Genomic DNA, 18,168 nt, shown 5'->3' on the forward strand with positions numbered 1-18,168 from the left:
CAAGCCTTGCCGATGCGGCGCGGCCACAGCGTATTTGACGAACGATGAAAGACGAAGAGCGTGGCTTTCCCTTCATCTTGGCGAAAATACTCCACGGGGGTCTGGGGGTGTGAAACCCCCAGCGCCTAACCGTCGCCCGCCAGGCGCCTGCGCATTTCGCGTAATACCGGCAGCACCGCGCGGACGCGTTCGGTACCCAAGGCGGCCACAACCTCGCCGATCATCGGCGTGATCGCCTGCAGTGCTGCGTCTCGCGCGGACCGCCCGGCAGGTGAGATAGAGACGAATTTGCGCCGCGCGTCGTCCCAATCCGGGCGGATATGGACATGGCCGGCCCACTCCAGCTTCGACAGCGTGTTGGTCATCGCGCCGCGGGTGACGCGGAAGGTCGCGGCCAGTTGGGCGGGGGTGCGCTCCTCGCTGATCCGCGCCAGATGGTTGAGCACGCCGAAATGCGACAACTCCATCCCTTTCGGCAGCACCTTCGACACCTGGGTGCGGGCCAGCTGGTCGGCCATGAACAGCTCTGAAAACAGTGCGGTCGCCAGGTTTTCCGGACTGTCCGCCATCAGGGGCCCTCGAACGGACGATCATGGGTCAGCGCCGGCACGCGGGCGCGGGCGCGGGTGACCTCGGCCAGATCGATATCCACGAAGGACAGGCCCGGCTCTGTGCCCGCGTCGACCAGCACTTCTCCCCAGGGCGCGACGGCCAAGGAATGGCCGTGGGTGCGCCGCGGCGCGCGGCCCTCGCCCGCCGCATGGGTGCCGGTCTGGGCGGGTGCCAGCACATAGCAGCCGGTCTCGATGGCGCGGGCGCGCAGCAGGCATTCCCAATGCGCGGCGCCGGTGACCTGGCTGAAGGCCGCGGGAATGGTCAGGATTTCCGCCCCCGCCTGGGCCAGCGCGCGATAGAGATGGGGGAAGCGGACATCGTAACACACGCTCATCCCGATCCGGCCAAAGGGGGTCTGGGCCACCACCGCGCGCGCGCCGGGCCGGTAGCCCGCGGATTCGCGGTAGGTCTCGGTTTCGGACAGGGTCACATCGAACATGTGGATCTTGTCGTAGCGCGCAGCAACAGACCCGTCCGGCGCGATCAGGAACGACCGGTTGGCGAAGCGGCCATCGGCGTCGTCGGTGCGCAGCGCGAGTGAGCCGATCAGAAGCCAGACGCCATGCGCGCGGGCCTCATCCCGAAGGCCGGCAAGGGTGGGGTCGTCTTCCTCGCGGTGCAGAACGGCCTGCTGGTGCGCGCGGCTGGACGAGAGGCAATTGGTCACCTCGGGCGTCAGCACGAACCCCGCCCCGCCCGCCGCCGCGGCGCGGACCAGATCCCGGGTCCGGGGCAGATTGGCAGCCGGATCGTCGCTGACGTTCAACTGCACCAGCGCCGCGCGCATCGGCTAGGCCCCCAGCATCGGGTCGAGCTTGCCCGACCGATCAAGCGCATAGAGTTCGTCGCAGCCGCCGACATGGGTGCCGTCGATGAAGATCTGCGGCACCGTATGGCCACCGTTCGCGCGTTGCATCATCTCGCGGCGCAGGTCCGGTTTGGTCATGACGTTGTATTCGGTGAAGTCGACGCCCTTCTTCTTCAGCAACCGCTTTGCCGACAGGCAGAAGCCGCAAAAGGGGGTCGTGTAGATCTCGACTTTGGGCATGGAGGGGTCTCCTGATGATGGCGCGACTATACGGATTCAGCCGCCCACCGCAACGCGCCCCGCGCGCCTCGGCGCGATGACGCGGCCTAGTCCTTCACCACCCGCGCCAATGCCAACACCGATACCGCCCGCGCGCCGGCACTGCGACAGGCCTCTGCCGCCGCCGAGAGCGTCGCGCCAGAGGTCATAACGTCATCGACCAGCAGCACATGCCGCCCCCGCGCCCGGGCGCCGCGTCTGGGATGCGGGGCTAGCGCCTCGGCCAGATTCGAGAAACGGTCGTCGCGGTCACGCCCTTCCTGGCTAGGGGTTCGGCGGGTGCGGCTCAGAAGGTCGGGGCAATGATCCAGCGCCAGTTCCCGCGACAGCGCGGCCGAAATCAGCGCCGCCTGGTTGAAGCGGCGCGTCAGCAGCCGCCGCCAGTGCAGCGGCACCGGTGCGATCAGCATGTCCGGCGTCAGGATCGGCCTTGCGGCGCGGGCCAGCCAAATCGCGGCGGGGCGCGCCAGATCCTGACGGTCGCCATGTTTCAGCGCCAGCACAAGCCGCCGCCCATTGTCGCGATACAGCAGCGCGGCGCGGCCCTGATGCCAGGGCCGTGGGACGGTCAGGCAATCGTCGCAACATTCGGGGCTTGATCCGGCATTCGTCTCCCCCGGCAGGGGGGCGCCGCATTTGTCGCAGGTAAGCCCCGCGATGAAGGGTGTGTCGCGCCAGCAGGCGCCGCAAAGGCCGAAGTCGGTGGTCACCAGGGCGTCGCATGAAAGGCACTGCGGCGGATAGATCAGATGCAGGGCCTGGCCGATTGCCGTTTGCATTCCCGCGCGGACCTTCTACATCGGGCGCATGACCCAGGAGTTGACCGATCGCCAGGCATTGATGCTGCACCGCCGCCGCGCCGCCGCGCGCCCGGCCGGCCCGGCACTGTTCCTGCACGAACTCGCCCGCGATGACCTTCTGGATAGGCGCGAAGAGGTTAACAGAACCTTTACGGCGCCCGCCGTGGTCACGCCTTTCCCCGAGGTTTGGGAAAATGCCCTGCCCGGCGCCCGGATCGTGCCCGATGCTCCGGTTCTGGCGCTGACGGAGGGCGCGCATGACTTGGTGATCCACGCGCTGGCGCTGCATTGGTCCGACGATCCGGTGGGGCAATTGGTACAGTGCCTTCGTGCGCTGCGCCCGGACGGGCTGTTTCTAGGGGTGCTGTTCGGCGGTCAGACGCTGGCGGAATTGCGTGCCTGCCTTGCGCAGGCGGAATCGGCCCTGTGCGGGGGGCTTTCGCCTCGGGTATTGCCGATGGGAGAGATCCGCGATCTGGGCGCCCTGTTGCAGCGCGCGGGGCTGGCGTTGCCGGTGGCCGACGCCCAGGCGCATCAGGTCAGCTACCGCGACATGTTCCACCTGATCGCCGATCTGCGCGCGATGGGGGAAACCAACGCCCTGGCCCAGCGGCGCCGCGCCGCGCCGCCAAGGGCGCTGTTCGCAGAGGCCGCGCAGCTTTATCAGGCGCATTTTCCGCAAGAACAGGGACGAATTCGTGCCACGTTCGAGATGATCTTCCTTGCCGGCTGGGCCCCGGATGAAAGCCAGCCGAAACCCCTGCGTCCCGGATCGGCGACCCAGCGGCTGGCGGACGCGCTGGGGGTGACGGAGCAGCGCCTGCCTGGCCGCGACGACCGCGACAATTGACCGAAGGGCAAAAGCCGTTACATCGGTCGGGGAGAACTCGAAGCGGGGAATTGAGCATGGCCAGACCGGGCGCAGAGACGATCAACCCGGGCACCGGACGTCTGGCCCACGCGCCGGCCGACCACCCGCCGGTGAAGGCCGCCAAGGTTGGGGTGCTGATCGCCAATCTGGGCACGCCCGATCATTATTCCTACTGGCCGATGCGGCGCTATCTGTCCGAATTCCTGTCGGACAAGCGGGTGATCGACTACCCGGCCTGGAAATGGCAGCCGCTGCTGCAAACCGTGATCCTGGGCAAGCGGCCCTTCACTTCGGGCGCCAATTACAAGCAGATCTGGAACCATGAGCTGAACGAAAGCCCGCTCATGACGATCACCAAGGCACAGACGGTCAAGCTGCAGGCCGCACTGGCGAAGCGGTTCGGTGACGACGTGATCGTCGATTTCTGCATGCGTTACGGCAATCCCTCGACCGAATCCAAGGTGCAGGCGCTGGTCGAGGCCGGCTGCGAGAAGATCCTGTTCTTCCCGCTTTACCCGCAATACGCGGGCGCGACCTCGGCCACCGCGAACGATGCCTTCTTCCGCGCGCTGATGAAGCAACTGCGCCAGCCCGCCGTGCGCACCGTGCCCGAATATTTCGACCATCCACTGTATATCGAGGCGCTGGCGGCCTCGGTCCGCGCCGGCTGGGAGGCGGCAGATGTGGCGCCCGACGTTCTGGTTGCCTCATACCACGGGATGCCGATCCGCTATCTGACGAATGGCGATCCCTACCATTGCCAGTGCCAGAAGACCTCTCGCCTGCTGCGCGAGGCGCTGGGCTGGGGGCCGGAAATGATCGACACCACCTTCCAGTCTGTCTTCGGCCCCGAGGAATGGCTGAAACCCTATACGGTGGAACATGTGGCCGAGCTGGCGCGCCAGGGGAAGAAACGGATCGCGGTGGTCGCGCCGGCCTTTTCGGCCGATTGCATCGAGACGCTGGAAGAAATCAAGGGAGAGATCCGCGAAGCCTTTGAGCACGCAGGTGGCGAAAGCTTCACCTATATTCCCTGCCTCAATGACGACGAAGCCCATATCCGGGCGCTGGCTGCCGTGGCCGCCGACAATCTGTCGGGCTGGCTGGGCTAGCCGGGCGGCCCCGCGCGCAGGACGTTTGGGGCGGCGAGAAAGCGAAAAGGCGCATTGCGCCCCGTGCGGGGGCCCTGGCGGGGCGCCACGGCATGCAGGAACGAAACCCGCAAAGCAAAAGGCGGCGGGAAAATCCCGCCGCCTTCCGTTTCGGTCCAGGACCGAATTAGTTCGACGACACCGCAGCGGCGACGGCGACCAGCAGCAGCAGCGGGATGACGATGCCACCCGACGACGTGGTGGTCTTCTGCTTCACCACGACCGGCGGGGTCACCGGCTCGGCCATGCCGCCGGCGAAGGCGGTGGAAGCAGCCAGCGACAGAGCGGCGGCAAGCGCGATTTTCTTCATTTCAAAACCTCCAGTGTTCGCTCCGCATCAGGATCAATGAGGATGATGCGGAAGCCCCAAGACTGTACCTCGTAAGCAATCTGTAAGCAGTAGATTGCCGAGATTGCAACGGGCTAGCAGGCCGTTCGGTTCCGAGAGTGGCCATGTGTCGTCAAAATAGCAACACTTGAGTGCCCTTTTGCGCCACCTTGGAATTCGTCGCGATCAAGTACCACGATACAGCTGCGCCGGTGCGGCATCGCAAAGCAAGAAGCGCCAGATTTGCCAAGGAATTGGGGGAATCAGCCGCGCCACCATCCGCCCCGTCGCTCCGCCTGGGGCCTGGTGATCTAAGGCATGATCAGGATCGGGGTTCCGTCCTTCACCATGGCATAGATGTCTTCGATCTGCTTGTTGGTCACGGCGATGCAACCGGCGGTCCAGTCGCCCTTGCGCGCCTTGTCGCCCGCGCCGTGGATGAAGATGTCGCCGCCGGGGTTTTCGCCGGCTTCTTCGGCGTTCTTCGCTTGGGCCGGCGTCGGGTAGGAGATGCCCAGCGACAGGAAATACTCGCTGTTCGGGTTGCGGCGGTTGATGACATACAGCCCCTCGGGCGTCCGGCCGTCGCCCGAGACGTGCTTTTGCCCGACCGGTTCATTCCCGAGGTGGATCTTGTATTCCTTGAGCGCCACGTTGCCGTGCATCAGATACATCTCGCGCTTGGACTTGTAGATCAGGATGCGCGTCACCGCCGGTCCATCGTAGGTCTTGAATTTGGAGTTGGTCGCGCAGGCCCCAAGCCCCGCAACCAGGGCCAGAACCATAAGTCCCTTCAGAAACCGCATCTGCTCACCTCAAAATCCGCGCTCGATTCGCCTCTGGGGGCGATTTTGCCCAGGATACAGGGAAGGCGGCACTTTCGCCATGGGGTCGGAGGCTCAGGCAGCGGCGCGACTGAAGCGCGCCGCCAGTTCCACATGGGGCGACCAGCGGAATTGATCGATCGGCTGCACCCAGTCCAGCCGATAGCCCGCGGCGATCAGGTCGCGGGCATCGCGCGCGAACGTCGCGGGGTTGCACGACACCGCGGCGATCACCGGAAGCTGCGCCCGGGCAAGCTCGGCCACCTGGGCCTGGGCGCCGGCGCGGGGCGGGTCGATGATCGCGGCATCGAAACGGGCCAGTTCCTCGGCCATCAAGGGGCGGCGGAATAGATCGCGCGCCTCCGTCGTGACGCGGTGCAGCCCGGCCGCGTTGCGCCAGCCCCGATCCAGCGCCGCCAGCATCGCGGCGCTGCTTTCGACCGCGTGAACATCTGCGCCCGAGGCGGCCGGCAGGGTGAAGGTGCCGCAGCCCGCAAACAGATCGACAACCTGTTTCGCGCTGGAAATCGTCTCTGACACAGCGGAAATCAGCGCGGCTTCGCCCGCTTCGGTCGCTTGCAGGAAAGCCCCGGGGGGCGGGGCCACGCGGGCCGCCCCCAGTGCCTGCTCGGGCGGGGCGGCCTGGGCGATCACCTCGTCCTCCCACGACAGGCGGGCAAAGCGGTGACGATCTGCCAGCGCGGCCAGCGCCATGCGCAGATCCAGATCCAGCGCCTTGCCGCCCGACACCGCCACATCCGCGCCGGCCAGGCTGCGCGTCACCGTGATCGCCAGGGCCCCCTTGCGAGACCCCGCCAGCGCCGTCACCTCTTCCAGCGGCGGCAGCAGGGCCATCAGATCGGGATGCAGCAGGTGGCAATCCGGGATCGGCACCACCGTGTCCGAGGCGCGGCCATGAAAGCCCACGATCACCCCCTTCTTGGTGCGCTTGCCCGCCAGCACCGCCCGGCGACGGCTGCGCGCGGGCGAAGTGACGATCGGCCGCAGCCGCGCCTCGATCCCCTGCGCGGCCAGGGCGGCGCGGGTGATCTCGGTCTTCCAGGCGGCGACGAAGGCGTCTTCGGCATGTTGCAAGGCACAGCCGCCGCAGGCACGGGCGTGGGGGCAGGGCGGACGCACCCGCGCCGCAACCGGCGTCACGATCCGCGGGGCGGTCAGCACATCGCCCGAAAGCTGCCCCTCGACCACTTCGCCGGGCAGCGCACCGGGCACATAGATCGGCCCTTCGGCGATGCCGTCGCCCTGATGGCCCAGCCGCGTGATCGTCACCTGCATCTTCGTATCCCCGTCCGGCGGCCTCATTCGGCGGCCTCGTCCTCGACGCCCAGGAAGCCGCCCGACTGGCGGACCCAGTAGCGCGCGTAAAGCCCGCCCCGCGCCAGCAGCGCCTCATGCGTGCCCTGTTCGACGATCCTGCCCTCGTCCAGCACGACGATCCGGTCCATCTCGGCGATGGTCGACAGGCGGTGGGCGATGGCCAGCACCGTCTTGCCCTCCATCACCCGGGCCAGGGCCGCCTGGATCTGCGCCTCGACCTCGCTGTCGAGCGCGCTTGTGGCCTCGTCCAGCACCAGGATCGGCGCGTCCTTCAGGAAGGCGCGCGCCAGGGCGATGCGCTGCCGCTGCCCGCCCGACAGCTTCACCCCGCGCTCACCCAGGAAGGCATCGTAGCCATGGTTGCCCATGTGGTCCTTCAGCCCCAGGATGAACTCATGCGCCTCGGCCTGGCGGGCGGCCGCGATCATCTCTTCCTCGGTCGCGTCGGGGCGGCCGTACCGGATGTTGTCGCGGGCCGATCGGTTGAACATCGCGGTCTCTTGCGTGACCATCGCGATCTGGCGGCGCAGGCTTTCTTGCGTGACCTCGCGTACGTCGGCACCGTCGATCAGAACGCGGCCTTTTTCGGTGTCATAGAGCCGCAAGAGCAGCGCAACCAGTGTTGATTTCCCCGCCCCCGAGGCGCCGACGATGCCCAGCTTTTCGCCCGGGCGGATGGTCAGCGTGATCCCGGATACCCCACCCGCCGCGCGGCCATAGGCAAAACTGAGATCCTCGAACCTGATCTCTCCGGTCACGCGGCCCAGGTCCTGCGCGTCAGGGCTGTCGGTCAGGCCGTGCGGTGGGGTCAGGGTGTTCACGCCGTCCTCGATCTCGCCGACCGAGCCGTAGAGGTTCATCAAGGACATGCTGACCCAGCCGGTCATCTGCGAGATCCGCATCGCGATGGCGCCGGCGGCGGCGATATCGCCCGGCGTGGCGTGACCACGCGACCACAACCAGACCGTGCCGCCCACCAGGATCAGCGGCAGCAGCCCGGCCAGCGTCATCAACGAGATCCGGAACGATACCGTCATCACGCCGAAATCCAGCGCGCGTTCGCGAAAGCCCGCCATCGCGCCCAGCGCCTCGTGGTCCTCGTGCCCGGCATTGGCGAACAGCTTGACCGTCTTGATATTGGTGATCGTGTCGACGACCTGCCCCGTGACCATCGCCCGGGCCGAGGCCCGGGCCTTGGATCGCGCCCGGATGCGGGGAATGAACCAGCGGATCAGCCACAGATAGGCCGCCAGCCACAACACCAGCGTGACCGCGACCCAGCGGTTGATGGCCAGCAGAAAGACCGCCGACCCCACCAGAGACGCCAGCGCGAAGGCCACGGTGTTGATCAGTTCGGTCGCGACATCGGTGGTGGCGCGCGCCACCTGCATCTGTTTCTGGGCGATGCGGCCGGCGAAATCATTATCGAAGAACGTCACCGAATGGCCCATGGTCCAGCGGTGCAGCCGCGACAGCACCAGCGGCATCACATTGGGCCCGATCGCGATGGAGTTGGTCGCGCTGGACAGGCCGAAGATCAGTGGCATCCCGACCAGGTAGAAGGCGGCAAAACCCAGATAAAGCGGCCAGTTCGCCGCCAGCACCGCCCAGGGCCCTGCGGCAAGCAGCGCCTGCGTCGAGGAATCGACGATGCGCCCCAGCAAGATCGCCGCGAACACCTGCATCAACCCCGCCGCGCCAGAGGCGAAGGTGGCCCAGATCAGCACCGGCCAGGCGCCGCTGAGGCACCAGCGCAGGAAGGCCAGCAGCGTATTCGGCGGCGGGCCTTCCGCCGGACGGAAAGCATCGATGAGACGGCCAAGCCTCATGGGCGTGGACAGGGTGTGGCGTCGGTCTGCATGGATTGGGGATATAGCCTTGCGCGGCACCAAGTAAACGCTGTCTATTCTCGGCCAAGCAGGCTTTCGCGGTCCAGTGTGAAGCCCGAGGCGATCCAGCGCGCTTCCAGCTCTCTTAGCCGGGCGCCCAGCGCGGGGCCTTCCAGACCCTGCAGATCGGCGGCGCGCACCGGAAAGCTGGCGTCGGCACCCAGGGCGATTGCTTGCTGCCATCCTTCGGGCGGCGGCGTCTCGAACAGGGCGGCGCGGCCCAGGACGATATCACGCGCCAGATCGGCCCCATGGCGATAGGCAAGTTCCGCAGGCGGCCTTGTCGTGCCGAATTCGTCTCTGACAAGGCCCAGATCGCGACTATCGCGGCGCGACAGGCGTAGGCGTTCGCTTACCTCCTCGCCACCCAGAACGGCCAGGCGGCGCAACCAGCGGGGCGGCATGCCGTGTTCCAGGTGGATCAACGGCGGCAGGGCGCGAGGATCGGCGCCGGGCAGCACCGCGTTCAACACGCCGATGACCGCCATCGGCCCGATCGCGGGCGCCGGATCGGCGGCGGCGAGAAGCTTGCGCATCTCGGCGCCGATGCGTTCGCGCGACAGTCCGGCCAGACCGTCAAGGTTCTCGGCGCAGGCGGCGATGCCTTCGGGGTCCAGCCCCTCTTGTGGGTCGCCATACCAGGCGTGGAAGCGAAAGAAGCGCAGGATGCGCAGATAATCCTCGCGGATACGGCTTGTCGGATCGCCGACGAACCGCAGGCGCCGGGCCTGCAGGTCGGGCAGGCCGCCAAGGGGATCAAGCAACTCGCCCTCGGGCGTGGCGTAGAGCGCGTTCATGGTGAAATCGCGCCGCGCGGCATCATCGGCGGGGTCGGTGGTGAAGGCGACGGTGGCATGGCGGCCGAAGGTCTCGACATCGCGGCGAAAGGTCGTCACCTCATGCGCGATGCCGCCGGACACGACGGTGATCGTACCGTGTTCGGCCCCCGTGGGCACGGCCCTGAGACCGGCGTTTTCGGCAAGTTTCGTGACTGTTTCGGGACGCGCGTCGGTGGCGATATCGACATCGGCCACCGGCGCACCCAACAGCGCGTTGCGCACGCAGCCGCCGACGAACAGCGCCTGATGGCCCGCCCCCGTCAGCGCCGCGCAGACCGCGCGGGTCTCGGGCCGGGTCATCCAGGTTCCGGTGATCTTCATGGCACCAACCTTCGCGCCAGACCGTGCAGGACGCAGGCCGTGGCGCCCCAGATGTAATAGGGGCCGTAGGGCACCGTGTAATAGCGCCGCGTCACCCCGCGCCAGCGGCGGTGTTCGATGCTGAAATTCGCCGGATTCAGCACATGCGCCAGGGGCAGTTCGAACACTTCGGCCACTTCGCCCGGCTCGGCGCGATAGGCGAAAGCGTCCCGAACCTGGCCAAGAAAGGGGGTCATCGCGAAGGTGGTCACCGTCCGATGGTCTGGCAACCGGCCCAGAACGTCCACGTTGCCCGGATCAAGGCCGATTTCCTCCCAGGCCTCGCGCAGGGCGGCGGCCTGAGGGCCGGCGTCGCCCGGGTCGACCTTGCCGCCGGGAAAGGCGATCTGCCCCGGGTGATGCTTGAGGCGCGAGGACCGCTTGGTCAGGATCAGCCGCAGCTCGTCGCCGCGCATCAGCAGCGGCACCAGAACCGCGGCCGGACGCAGGACCAGATCGGCGGGGGGGCGGTAGTCGGGGTTCAGGTCGAAATCGGACGAGCCCGCCATCGGCCGCGCCAGCGCGGCGCGGATGGCCCTCAAGATATCTGGCGGCGAATCAAGCCTCGTCACCGCCTTCCTCCTTGGCCTCGAACCCCAGTGTGTCCGGGTCGAATTCGTAATGCGCGCCGCAGAACTGGCATTCGGCGGTGACAATTCCGTCGTGGGTGGTCATCGTGGCGATGTCCTTGGCGGAATAGATCGACAGGCTCTGACGCACCTTGTCTGCCGAGCAGGTGCAGCCAAAACCCACGGGCTGGGCATCGAACACCCGCGGGCCTTCCTCGTGGAACAGTCGCACCAGCAGGTCGGTCGGGTGGACCTCGGGTCCGATCAATTCCGCGACCTCGACGGTATCGAGCAGCGTGTTGGCACGGTTCCAGTTGTCGCCTTCCTCGCCCTGGACGATGTCGGCGGCCTCCAGCAATCCGCCCTCGCCCGAACCGCCGCCCTGCGCGTAGGGGCTGGCCTTGGGCATGTGTTGCAGCATCACGCCGCCGGCGCGCCACCCCTTGCCCGGTATCTGGCCGAAGCTGAGCGCGAAGCGTGTGGGCAGTTGTTCGGACTGGGCGAAATAGGTCTCGGCGCAGGTCGACAGGCTGCCACCGGCGATCGGGGTGATGCCCTGATAGGGGGCCATGCCCGCGCCCTGGTCGATGACGATGGCGAAATAGCCGTGGCCGATCTGACCAAAGCCCGGCGCGGCCCGGTCCAGCCGCTCCTGATCGAAACTTGCCCAGGCGCGGATGCGCGCGGGGGCGCCCTCTGCGGTGGGTGCGTAGTAATCCGTCGCGATCAGCCGCGCCGGGCCGTCGCCGCGGATCTGCAGGCTCAGACGCCAGCGCAGCTTGATCGTCTGGCCGATCAGCACGGTCAGCAGCGCGGCCTCGGCCACCAGCGCCTCGATCGGTTCGGGGTAATCGTGCTGGGCCAGGATCTCGTCCAGCGTGCCATTCAGCCGGGCCACCCGGCCCCGGATGTCCGAACGGTCGAGTTGAAACGGCAGGACGGTATCGTCCCAGGCGATCTGAGAGCCGAGGGTCATGGGGTTTCCTTAAGTGCCGGGGATTGGCATACCGCGCCTATATAGTCGCGGCAACCATGGGGCCAAGGGATGATCAGACGGTTCGGAGACCCGGTGCAGCCCGATCGGCGCTATCGGCGGCGCCCGGGGGCCTATGCGGTACTGATCCGCGACGGCGAGGTGCTGCTGACCCATCAGGCCGAACCAGAGCCCGAGGTGCAGCTGCCCGGCGGCGGCATCGACGCGGGCGAATCACCCCTGCGGGCGCTGCGCCGCGAGGTGTTCGAGGAAACCGGCTGGTCGATCGCCACGCCGCGACGGATAGGGGCCTATCGGCGCTTTGCCTACATGCCGGAATACGACCTTTGGGCCGAGAAGGTCTGCCTGATCTATCTGGCGCGCCCGGTGTTGCAGCTTGGCCCGCCCACCGAAGCCGGGCACAGCGCGATCTGGGCGCCGCTGGACCAGGCGGCAAGCCTTTTGGCCAGCGCGGGCGATCGGCACATGATGGCCCGGGTCGCCCGCGACATGGCCTGAACCGGCCCGGCGGAGGCTGGGCGCGGCGGCATGGCACCGTGGGGCCGAGCATTGGCCAGGGGTGCGATGGGCTGGTGTTTCCGCGCAGCCGCGATCACGCCAGCGCCCATCGAACTTCACGGGTCCGAATTCGGCCCGTCCGGGGGATTTCCCAGCCGCGCACGCGCGGCGGCAAGCGTCGCCTCCGGGGTGCCACCTGCTTCGATCCGGGTCCAGTCGGCGCCGCCTGCGCCGCGCGCAAGCTGGCCCTCCAGCACCGCGACATCGGCATCGGACCAATCGCCGCGGCGCGCCTTGATCCGGCGGCGCAGCACTTTTGGCGGCGCGGTCAGCAACAGCCCCGCCGCCGGCACATGCAGCCGTGCCGCCAGCGCCATCGCCGCGCGCCGGCGGGCAGGGTCTAGCCAGGTCGCATCCAGGATCACACTGTGCCCGGCGCCGATCAGAACCCCGGCCCTGGCCAGCATCCGATCATAGACAGCCGCTCGGGCGCCATCGCTGTAGGCCTTGGCCGGCAAGGCGGCGGCGGGGCCCAGATCGGGGGCGATCTTGCGCGTCTCGTCCGTGGACAGGACCACCGCCCCCGGCGCGGGCCCGAGGTACGGCGCCAGCGCATGTGCAAGCAGCGACTTGCCGGTGCCCGAATAGCCGCCGATCGCCACCAGTCGCGGCGGCGCGGGGCGCAGGTAGGCGCGGGCCTCCCGCAGATAGGCGGCGATCTCGGGGCCGGATCTGCCGGGTTGGGCCGTCGCCGCATCGGTCTGCAACAGAACCATCGCCCGGATCGCCGCCCGTACCGACAGAAACAGGGGCAGGGCCGCAAGGCCGTGATCCTGGGCGCCGTTTGCGGCGGCCAGATAAGTCGACAAGACCCGTGCCGCGGCCCGCGACAGGCCCCGGTGGCACAGATCCATCAACAGGAAAGCAAGGTCGTAAAGCACATCGCAGGTGCCCAGATCCTCGCTGAATTCAAGGGCGTCGAAGGGCACCGGGCGGCCCTCTATCACCACGATGTTGCGCAGGTGAAGATCGCCGTGGCACCTTCGGACCTGGCCCTGTTTCGCGCGCCGATCAAGAAGCGGCGCGACATCGCGCAGCTTAGCCCCCGCATCCGAGAGCCACGCCGTGATGTCGGGCGCACCCTGCCCAAGGCCCGCAAAGACGCGCGACAATTCCTGCAAGATATCGCCAAGCAGCTCAAAGCCTCGGCCCGGGCGAAGGGGGGCCGCCGCGTGGTAGCCGTGCACCATGCGTCCGATGGCCTCGGCCAGCGTGTCATCCAGCGCGCCGCGTCCGGCGATGGCTTCCAGTTCGTCTTTCGCGGCGAAGCGGTGCATGCGCAGGACCCAGTCAAGCGCCACACCCTTCCCGCCAATCCGCAGCGCACCGTCCGGGCCGCGCGTTACAGGCTGCAGGTCGTGATAGATCATCGGCGCGGCTGGGGCATTCAGGTCCAGTTCGCGCTGCAGCATCTTTCGGCGTTGTTCGGGGGTCGAAAGATCCATGTAGTCGTAGTGCACGGCTCGTTTGATCTTCAGCGCGGCGTCGCCATGCAGGAAGACCACCGCGCCATGGGTATCGATCCGTTCGACCGCCGCGCTTCCTGGCGCGGCCATGAAAGCCGCGCGAGAACCAAGGAAAGCGAGGGTCTCGTCCTGTCCGTTCATGGGGGCGCTTCCTGTCCGGTGTCGATCGTCCATTCAGCCTAGCTTGCCGCAGCCGCAGCCGCATTGCGCATGATCAAGCCGGTAGGACGCGATGTGATCCGCAACGCGCCCCGCGCATCAGCGGCGGACTCGGGGATGCGCCGCATGTAAGCCCCGGAAAATGTCGTGCGCAATATCCCGCAATCCGAGCATACAGCCCACGAACGAGCGCGCGACCCTCAATCTGTCGACCGATGTTCCATGTCGCGGCGGCGCGGCTGCTGCGACGCGCGGCGGCTGTCGGGAGACAGATGAAGCGATACCCGGATCCTGATGGCGCCTTGGAAGCGTGCCTGCATTCCGGTCCGTCCCGTGCCATTCCCACGTCCGCGGCGCAGCGCGCCGCTTGTGCGACCGGTTCGCTGGCATCATTGCGCGGCTGGCGGTCGTGCTGGGCGTGAGGCCTTATAAGCTGTTGGAATATCACGAAGAGGCTGAGAAGAATGGTGCCGGTGAAGGGACTCGAACCCCCGACCCCATCATTACGAATGACGTGCTCTACCAGCTGAGCTACACCGGCATTCTTCTCTGTCTTCGGCCACACTATGGCCCTACCAGAACCTCACCCGCCGTCTAACCCGCTGGCGCCGCACGGCGATCGCGCGTGGACCCGCGCGGTACGAACGCAGTGTCGGGCACCGGCCTGGTGGCGCGCCTGATAACACCATCTTCCGCGGCTGTGTAGCCCTAATTTGCCCCCGCTCGCGGGCTGTCTGCGGGCGGGGCCTCGGGCACCAGTTCGGCATCCTCCACCTCTGCCTTGGCCGGCGCGTCGGCAGGGGCGCCACCGCTTGCGGCGCTGGTACCGGGGGCGCCTACGATCAGCGGCAGCATCTCGGTCTGGGTCGCGCTGGGGCCCGTGGATTCGGGCGGCTCGCGCCAGGTGAGCGTGTCGAAGCCGCCGCAATTGCCGCAGACCGGGCCCCATTGCGCATGCACCGCCTGGCATTTGTCGCAAACCCAATGCGGACCACGCGGCGCCGTCAACGCCCGCGTCAGCCAGCCACGCACCACCGCGTCGTCCGAACCCTCGCCGCGCTCGATCGCGGCCATGATCGTCAGGACCCGCGCGGTCGGGTTGGTCTCGACCAGATCGCCCAGGGCGCGGCGGGCGGCGGGGAAATCCTCGGCCGCGATGTTCAGTTCGGCCAGCAACATGCGGGTTTCGGCATGTTCGGGGTGCTGCGAGGTCAGCGCCTTGAAGCGCTTCAGCCGGTCCTCGGGGGACTCGTCAGGGGCGATCTCGGCGAAAGCGGCGGCAAGGTCGGGATGTGGCGCCATTTCCCAGGCCTTGCGCAGCACGCGGCTGGCGTATTTCGGCTTGCCGTCGGCGATATAGCCGCGCGCTGCCATCGCCGCGGCGGGCACCAGATCGGGCGATTTGCGGTTGGCGGCGATCGCGGCCTCGCGCGCCTCGATCGACTTGCCGGAATCTAGGATGTCCTTTGCCTCTTGCAGCGCCAGCACCGCGTCGCGGCGGCGGTGCACGTCACGCGGCAGATAGCCCGAGCGCGCCTTCGCCGTCAGCGTCGCGCGCGCCCCGGTCCAGTCGCCCTGCTTGGCCTGCAGCTCCAGCAGGATGTCCTGGGTTTCGGCATGGCGGGGCTTCAGGGCAAAGGCCTTTTCGGCCAGCGCCTTGGCGGTCTCGGTGTCGCCGGCGGCCAGCTTTTGCTTCATGATCCCGCGGATGCCGACAAAACGGCTGCGGTCGTCGGACAGCAGCCGCTTGTAGACCTCTTCGGCGCGCTTGCTGTCACCGACCATCTCGGCCGCCTGGGCGGTGACCAGATTGGTCAACTCGGGCCGGCCCAGCAGCTTCTCGGCCCGCTGCGCCTTGATCATCGCCAGCCGCCCCTCGCCCGAGGCCAGCGCCATCAACCCGTCGGACAGCGCCTCATATCCCTTGCGCTCGCGGTTGCGGTCGAAATAGCGGCTGACGGCGGTCTCGTCGCCATTCAGGAACCGCAGCACGGCGACCAGAAAACCCACCAGCTTCATCACGATCCACAGCGCCAGCACCAGCAGCAGCGCCGCGATCACCGCCTGCAGCGGACCCAGCGAGAATTCCCAGCCGCCGATCGTCAGCCGCAGCCCACCGCCCATGTCCATCAGATGACCCGCGCCCATGGTCAGGGCCGCGATGGCGGCGACGAAGAGAAGAACCTTGATAAGCGACCAGATCATCCCGTTCTCCTCACTTCCCGTCCAGCGTGGTGGCAAGCGCCTTGGCGGCGGCCTCGGCCTTCAGCCGGATCTCCGCCTTCGCGACCCAGGGCGCCATTTCCGCCTGCCCGGCCTTGGGCAGCGCCTGAAGCGTCTTGATCGCGGCCGAAAGATCGCCCTTGTCCAATGCCGCCTGGGCCCGCGACAAGACCGCATCCGGGCTGTCACCCGCCCGCGGCGTCAACGACCGCGCCCCCGTCTGCACCTGGACGAAGGCCGCCAGCCGCGACCAGATCCCGCCCTTGACCGAACCCGCGACCGACGCCGCCAGCGCCTTGCGCGCCGCCGGGTCGAAATCGGCGCGCAGCGCGGCCAGGGTGGGAACGCCCGTCTGGGACACGCCGGCCAGCTCTGGCGGTACCGTCACACCATCCTTTTGCAACTGTGCCACCGCTGGGGCGAAACCGCCGCCCGCCGTCAGCGCCGCGTCGATCCGGGTCAGCGCGGCGCGCGCCTCTGCCCGTGTGGCGGCGGCCTCGGCCCTGGCCTTCTCGGCCAGGGCGGCCTTCTGCGCCGCCGCGATCTGGCCGTTGACGTCCTTCTCAAGCGCCGCGACCCGCTGATCCAGCGCCGAAAGCTTCGCGGCCACATCCGGCGGAACCGCCCCCGAGGCCCGCGCGCTGGCAGAGCCGATCTTGGTGATGCTGGTCTTCAAGTCGTCGATTGCCAGCGCATTCGCCTGGATCCCGGCAGAGGCGGCCTTTCTGTCCAACGCGATCTTCGCACCCAGTTCCTTGCCCAGCGCCTCGATCCGGCCCGGCATCGCAGAACCCGCCTTGTCAAGCTTCTCCACCTCGGCCTTCAGCGCCGCGATCGCGCTGGCCTGACCCGCCACCTCTTGCTTCAACGCGGCGTCCTGTGCGGCGCCCGGGCCGAATGGCCAGCCGTGATTGGCATATTGCGCCGCGCCAAATCCCAGCGCGGCGGCGATCACACCCCCCAGAACCAGCGGCAAGGCCCCCGGCCCGCGCCGCTTGACCACCGGCGCGGGCGCAGGATCGGACGATTCGCCCCCGCCGGCGTCAGGCCCCGCGGCACGGACCGCGGCCGAGCTTTCCTCGACCACGACGGGATCAGAAGTAGGATCGGCCGTGTCGGCGGCCTGGGGTGCGGGCATGTCCTTGTCCGGCGTTTCGGCGTCCGGCGTCTCAGCCGTAGCCTGATCTGGCTTCGCCGTCTTGGGGCTGTCAGCGTCAGGAGTTGCAGAATCAGGGGCCGTCTTCGGCGCCTCGGAAGGCGTGGTCTCGTCTTTCGGCGTCTTGCGGCCCGCCATCGGCATCCCTCCTGAAATTCGGCGCCCCCGGACGCCCCGCCAGGCCCGACTTTAGACTGCGCCCGCGCGACCCTCAAGCCAGCCCGGCTGCGGCGATCCGCTGCGCCATCGCGTCGATCATCGCGCCGGCCTCGGGCCGCGCCGCCACGTCGAGAGACGCCATTTCCACCCCCTTCAGGGCGGCTGCCACCGCCGCGCTGAACGCGAAGATGTGAAGCGGCGCCCCTGCCCCCGTTGCCGCGGCGGCGAACAAGGCGGCACTGCGCGGCGAAAACAGCGGCACCAGCAGCGGCACATGGTCGGCCAACAGGGCGCGCGCCTCGGCCGTCGGCGGCTTGGGGCGCTGATCGTAAAGTTCGGCTTCATGTGTCTCGATACCGGCGGAATTCAGCCTATCCGCCACCGCGCCGCGGCTATGGGTGCCGCGCACATGCAAAAGCGGCCCCCGCACGCCGCGCGCGATCAGATCGGACACCAGCGCATCGGCATCGCCACCCGAGGTTTGCGCATGAAATCCCGCCGCCTCGGCGGCCCGGGCTGTTCGGGCGCCGACGCACCAGGCCCTGCGCCCCGCCCCCAGCACCCGGCGCGCATGGGCCAGCACCCCGTTTTCCGACGTGAAGATCACTGCGCCTTCCCTCGGCATCTCTGCCTCCAGAAAGCGAATCTCTGTCAGAGGCGAGATCACGACCGTCAGCGGGCCCAGCGCGGCCCTCGCCTGTTGCGCGAAGCGCTGCGATTGCACGGCGGGGCGGGTCAGCAGCAGAATGGGCGTGGCTGGCATTGTTTCGGGCGGGTCCGGG

The 18,168-nt window shown here is 68.0% G+C and carries 18 protein-coding genes and 1 tRNA gene; 3 read left to right on the plus strand and 16 right to left on the minus strand.

The window, feature by feature from the left end; genetic code table 11:
* Positions 1-125: 125 nt before the first annotated feature.
* From BLV97_RS04645 to BLV97_RS04660, 4 genes are all read right to left on the minus strand, one after another.
* Complete coding sequence (locus BLV97_RS04645; protein WP_035842579.1) at positions 126-569, minus strand: MarR family winged helix-turn-helix transcriptional regulator; 444 nt, start codon at positions 567-569, stop codon at positions 126-128.
* Positions 569-1,402 carry a carbon-nitrogen hydrolase family protein gene (locus tag BLV97_RS04650; protein WP_035842581.1) on the minus strand — a complete coding sequence of 278 codons (834 nt, stop codon included), beginning with the start codon at positions 1,400-1,402 and terminating at the stop codon, positions 569-571. The genes BLV97_RS04645 and BLV97_RS04650 overlap by 1 nt, the downstream gene beginning before the upstream one ends.
* 3 nt (positions 1,403-1,405) lie before the next feature.
* Positions 1,406-1,663, minus strand: coding sequence for a glutaredoxin 3 (gene grxC / locus BLV97_RS04655; protein ID WP_035842584.1), 258 nt, complete (start codon positions 1,661-1,663; stop codon positions 1,406-1,408).
* An 86-nt stretch (positions 1,664-1,749) separates the two neighbouring features.
* The gene (locus BLV97_RS04660) at positions 1,750-2,481 is read right to left on the minus strand and encodes a ComF family protein (RefSeq protein WP_035842587.1); all 732 of its coding nucleotides are present in this window, start codon (positions 2,479-2,481) and stop codon (positions 1,750-1,752) included.
* A 28-nt stretch (positions 2,482-2,509) separates the two neighbouring features.
* Here BLV97_RS04660 and BLV97_RS04665 point away from each other — a divergent pair, with 28 nt between their 5' ends.
* Both BLV97_RS04665 and hemH read left to right on the plus strand, forming a co-directional pair.
* Positions 2,510-3,352: a methyltransferase domain-containing protein gene (locus BLV97_RS04665; protein WP_035842589.1), complete on the plus strand. Its 843-nt coding sequence runs from the start codon at positions 2,510-2,512 to the stop codon at positions 3,350-3,352.
* Between the two features lie 56 nt (positions 3,353-3,408).
* A complete protein-coding gene (hemH, locus tag BLV97_RS04670) occupies positions 3,409-4,485 on the plus strand; it encodes a ferrochelatase (RefSeq protein WP_051646060.1) in 1,077 nt (358 codons plus the stop codon).
* 166 nt (positions 4,486-4,651) lie between these two features.
* Here the strand turns inward: hemH and BLV97_RS04675 are convergent, their stop codons facing one another.
* From BLV97_RS04675 to hslO, 7 genes are all read right to left on the minus strand, one after another.
* Entirely contained in the window at positions 4,652-4,834 is a 183-nt protein-coding gene (locus BLV97_RS04675) for a hypothetical protein (RefSeq protein ID WP_035842591.1), read from the minus strand.
* A 329-nt stretch (positions 4,835-5,163) separates the two neighbouring features.
* Positions 5,164-5,658 carry a L,D-transpeptidase family protein gene (locus tag BLV97_RS04680; protein WP_035842593.1) on the minus strand — a complete coding sequence of 165 codons (495 nt, stop codon included), beginning with the start codon at positions 5,656-5,658 and terminating at the stop codon, positions 5,164-5,166.
* A 93-nt stretch (positions 5,659-5,751) separates the two neighbouring features.
* On the minus strand, positions 5,752-6,972 hold the full coding sequence (locus BLV97_RS04685) for a class I SAM-dependent RNA methyltransferase (RefSeq protein WP_035842595.1): 1,221 nt from the start codon (positions 6,970-6,972) through the stop codon (positions 5,752-5,754).
* Positions 6,973-6,995: 23 nt separating this feature from the next.
* Positions 6,996-8,843, minus strand: a complete 1,848-nt coding sequence (locus tag BLV97_RS04690; RefSeq protein ID WP_035842598.1) for an ABC transporter ATP-binding protein — start codon at positions 8,841-8,843, stop codon at positions 6,996-6,998.
* A 74-nt stretch (positions 8,844-8,917) separates the two neighbouring features.
* Entirely contained in the window at positions 8,918-10,063 is a 1,146-nt protein-coding gene (locus tag BLV97_RS04695) for a CCA tRNA nucleotidyltransferase (protein WP_035842600.1), read from the minus strand.
* Positions 10,060-10,611 (minus strand): CoA pyrophosphatase, encoded by a 552-nt coding sequence (locus BLV97_RS04700; protein ID WP_051646067.1) that lies wholly within the window; start codon positions 10,609-10,611, stop codon positions 10,060-10,062. Before BLV97_RS04700 ends, BLV97_RS04695 begins: the two co-directional genes overlap by 4 nt.
* 49 nt (positions 10,612-10,660) lie before the next feature.
* Positions 10,661-11,647, minus strand: coding sequence for an Hsp33 family molecular chaperone HslO (hslO, locus tag BLV97_RS04705; RefSeq protein WP_035842604.1), 987 nt, complete (start codon positions 11,645-11,647; stop codon positions 10,661-10,663).
* 69 nt (positions 11,648-11,716) lie between these two features.
* Between hslO and BLV97_RS04710 the strand changes: the two genes are divergently transcribed.
* On the plus strand, positions 11,717-12,163 hold the full coding sequence (locus tag BLV97_RS04710) for an NUDIX hydrolase (RefSeq protein ID WP_035842606.1): 447 nt from the start codon (positions 11,717-11,719) through the stop codon (positions 12,161-12,163).
* Positions 12,164-12,279: 116 nt separating this feature from the next.
* Here BLV97_RS04710 and BLV97_RS04715 read toward each other — a convergent pair whose 3' ends face one another.
* The 5 genes from BLV97_RS04715 to BLV97_RS04735 form a co-directional block, all read right to left on the minus strand.
* Positions 12,280-13,830, minus strand: coding sequence for a bifunctional aminoglycoside phosphotransferase/ATP-binding protein (locus BLV97_RS04715; protein WP_035842608.1), 1,551 nt, complete (start codon positions 13,828-13,830; stop codon positions 12,280-12,282).
* 483 nt (positions 13,831-14,313) lie between these two features.
* A tRNA-Thr gene (locus BLV97_RS04720) sits at positions 14,314-14,389 on the minus strand.
* Between the two features lie 167 nt (positions 14,390-14,556).
* On the minus strand, positions 14,557-16,053 hold the full coding sequence (locus tag BLV97_RS04725; RefSeq protein ID WP_035842610.1) for a heme biosynthesis protein HemY: 1,497 nt from the start codon (positions 16,051-16,053) through the stop codon (positions 14,557-14,559).
* Positions 16,054-16,063: 10 nt separating this feature from the next.
* The gene (locus tag BLV97_RS04730) at positions 16,064-17,209 is read right to left on the minus strand and encodes a COG4223 family protein (protein ID WP_143037491.1); all 1,146 of its coding nucleotides are present in this window, start codon (positions 17,207-17,209) and stop codon (positions 16,064-16,066) included.
* Between the two features lie 229 nt (positions 17,210-17,438).
* The gene (locus BLV97_RS04735) at positions 17,439-18,149 is read right to left on the minus strand and encodes a uroporphyrinogen-III synthase (RefSeq protein ID WP_035842612.1); all 711 of its coding nucleotides are present in this window, start codon (positions 18,147-18,149) and stop codon (positions 17,439-17,441) included.
* Positions 18,150-18,168: the final 19 nt, after the last annotated feature.

It is taken from the genome of Allgaiera indica, from assembly GCF_900106675.1.
Lineage (GTDB): Bacteria > Pseudomonadota > Alphaproteobacteria > Rhodobacterales > Rhodobacteraceae > Acidimangrovimonas > Acidimangrovimonas indica.

Bases quoted from the DNA above. Each gene is read 5' to 3' on its own strand.
- BLV97_RS04645 (WP_035842579.1), bottom strand. From the start codon at position 569: ATGGCGGACAGTCCGGAAAACCTGGCGACCGCACTGTTTTCAGAGCTG.
- BLV97_RS04650 (WP_035842581.1), bottom strand. From the start codon at position 1,402: ATGCGCGCGGCGCTGGTGCAGTTGAACGTCAGCGACGATCCGGCTGCC.
- grxC (WP_035842584.1), bottom strand. From the start codon at position 1,663: ATGCCCAAAGTCGAGATCTACACGACCCCCTTTTGCGGCTTCTGCCTG.
- BLV97_RS04660 (WP_035842587.1), bottom strand. From the start codon at position 2,481: ATGCAAACGGCAATCGGCCAGGCCCTGCATCTGATCTATCCGCCGCAG.
- BLV97_RS04665 (WP_035842589.1), top strand. From the start codon at position 2,510: ATGACCCAGGAGTTGACCGATCGCCAGGCATTGATGCTGCACCGCCGC.
- hemH (WP_051646060.1), top strand. From the start codon at position 3,409: ATGGCCAGACCGGGCGCAGAGACGATCAACCCGGGCACCGGACGTCTG.
- BLV97_RS04675 (WP_035842591.1), bottom strand. From the start codon at position 4,834: ATGAAGAAAATCGCGCTTGCCGCCGCTCTGTCGCTGGCTGCTTCCACC.
- BLV97_RS04680 (WP_035842593.1), bottom strand. From the start codon at position 5,658: ATGCGGTTTCTGAAGGGACTTATGGTTCTGGCCCTGGTTGCGGGGCTT.
- BLV97_RS04685 (WP_035842595.1), bottom strand. From the start codon at position 6,972: ATGCAGGTGACGATCACGCGGCTGGGCCATCAGGGCGACGGCATCGCC.
- BLV97_RS04690 (WP_035842598.1), bottom strand. From the start codon at position 8,843: ATGAGGCTTGGCCGTCTCATCGATGCTTTCCGTCCGGCGGAAGGCCCG.
- BLV97_RS04695 (WP_035842600.1), bottom strand. From the start codon at position 10,063: ATGAAGATCACCGGAACCTGGATGACCCGGCCCGAGACCCGCGCGGTC.
- BLV97_RS04700 (WP_051646067.1), bottom strand. From the start codon at position 10,611: ATGGCGGGCTCGTCCGATTTCGACCTGAACCCCGACTACCGCCCCCCC.
- hslO (WP_035842604.1), bottom strand. From the start codon at position 11,647: ATGACCCTCGGCTCTCAGATCGCCTGGGACGATACCGTCCTGCCGTTT.
- BLV97_RS04710 (WP_035842606.1), top strand. From the start codon at position 11,717: ATGATCAGACGGTTCGGAGACCCGGTGCAGCCCGATCGGCGCTATCGG.
- BLV97_RS04715 (WP_035842608.1), bottom strand. From the start codon at position 13,830: ATGAACGGACAGGACGAGACCCTCGCTTTCCTTGGTTCTCGCGCGGCT.
- BLV97_RS04725 (WP_035842610.1), bottom strand. From the start codon at position 16,053: ATGATCTGGTCGCTTATCAAGGTTCTTCTCTTCGTCGCCGCCATCGCG.
- BLV97_RS04730 (WP_143037491.1), bottom strand. From the start codon at position 17,209: ATGCCCGCACCCCAGGCCGCCGACACGGCCGATCCTACTTCTGATCCC.
- BLV97_RS04735 (WP_035842612.1), bottom strand. From the start codon at position 18,149: ATGCCAGCCACGCCCATTCTGCTGCTGACCCGCCCCGCCGTGCAATCG.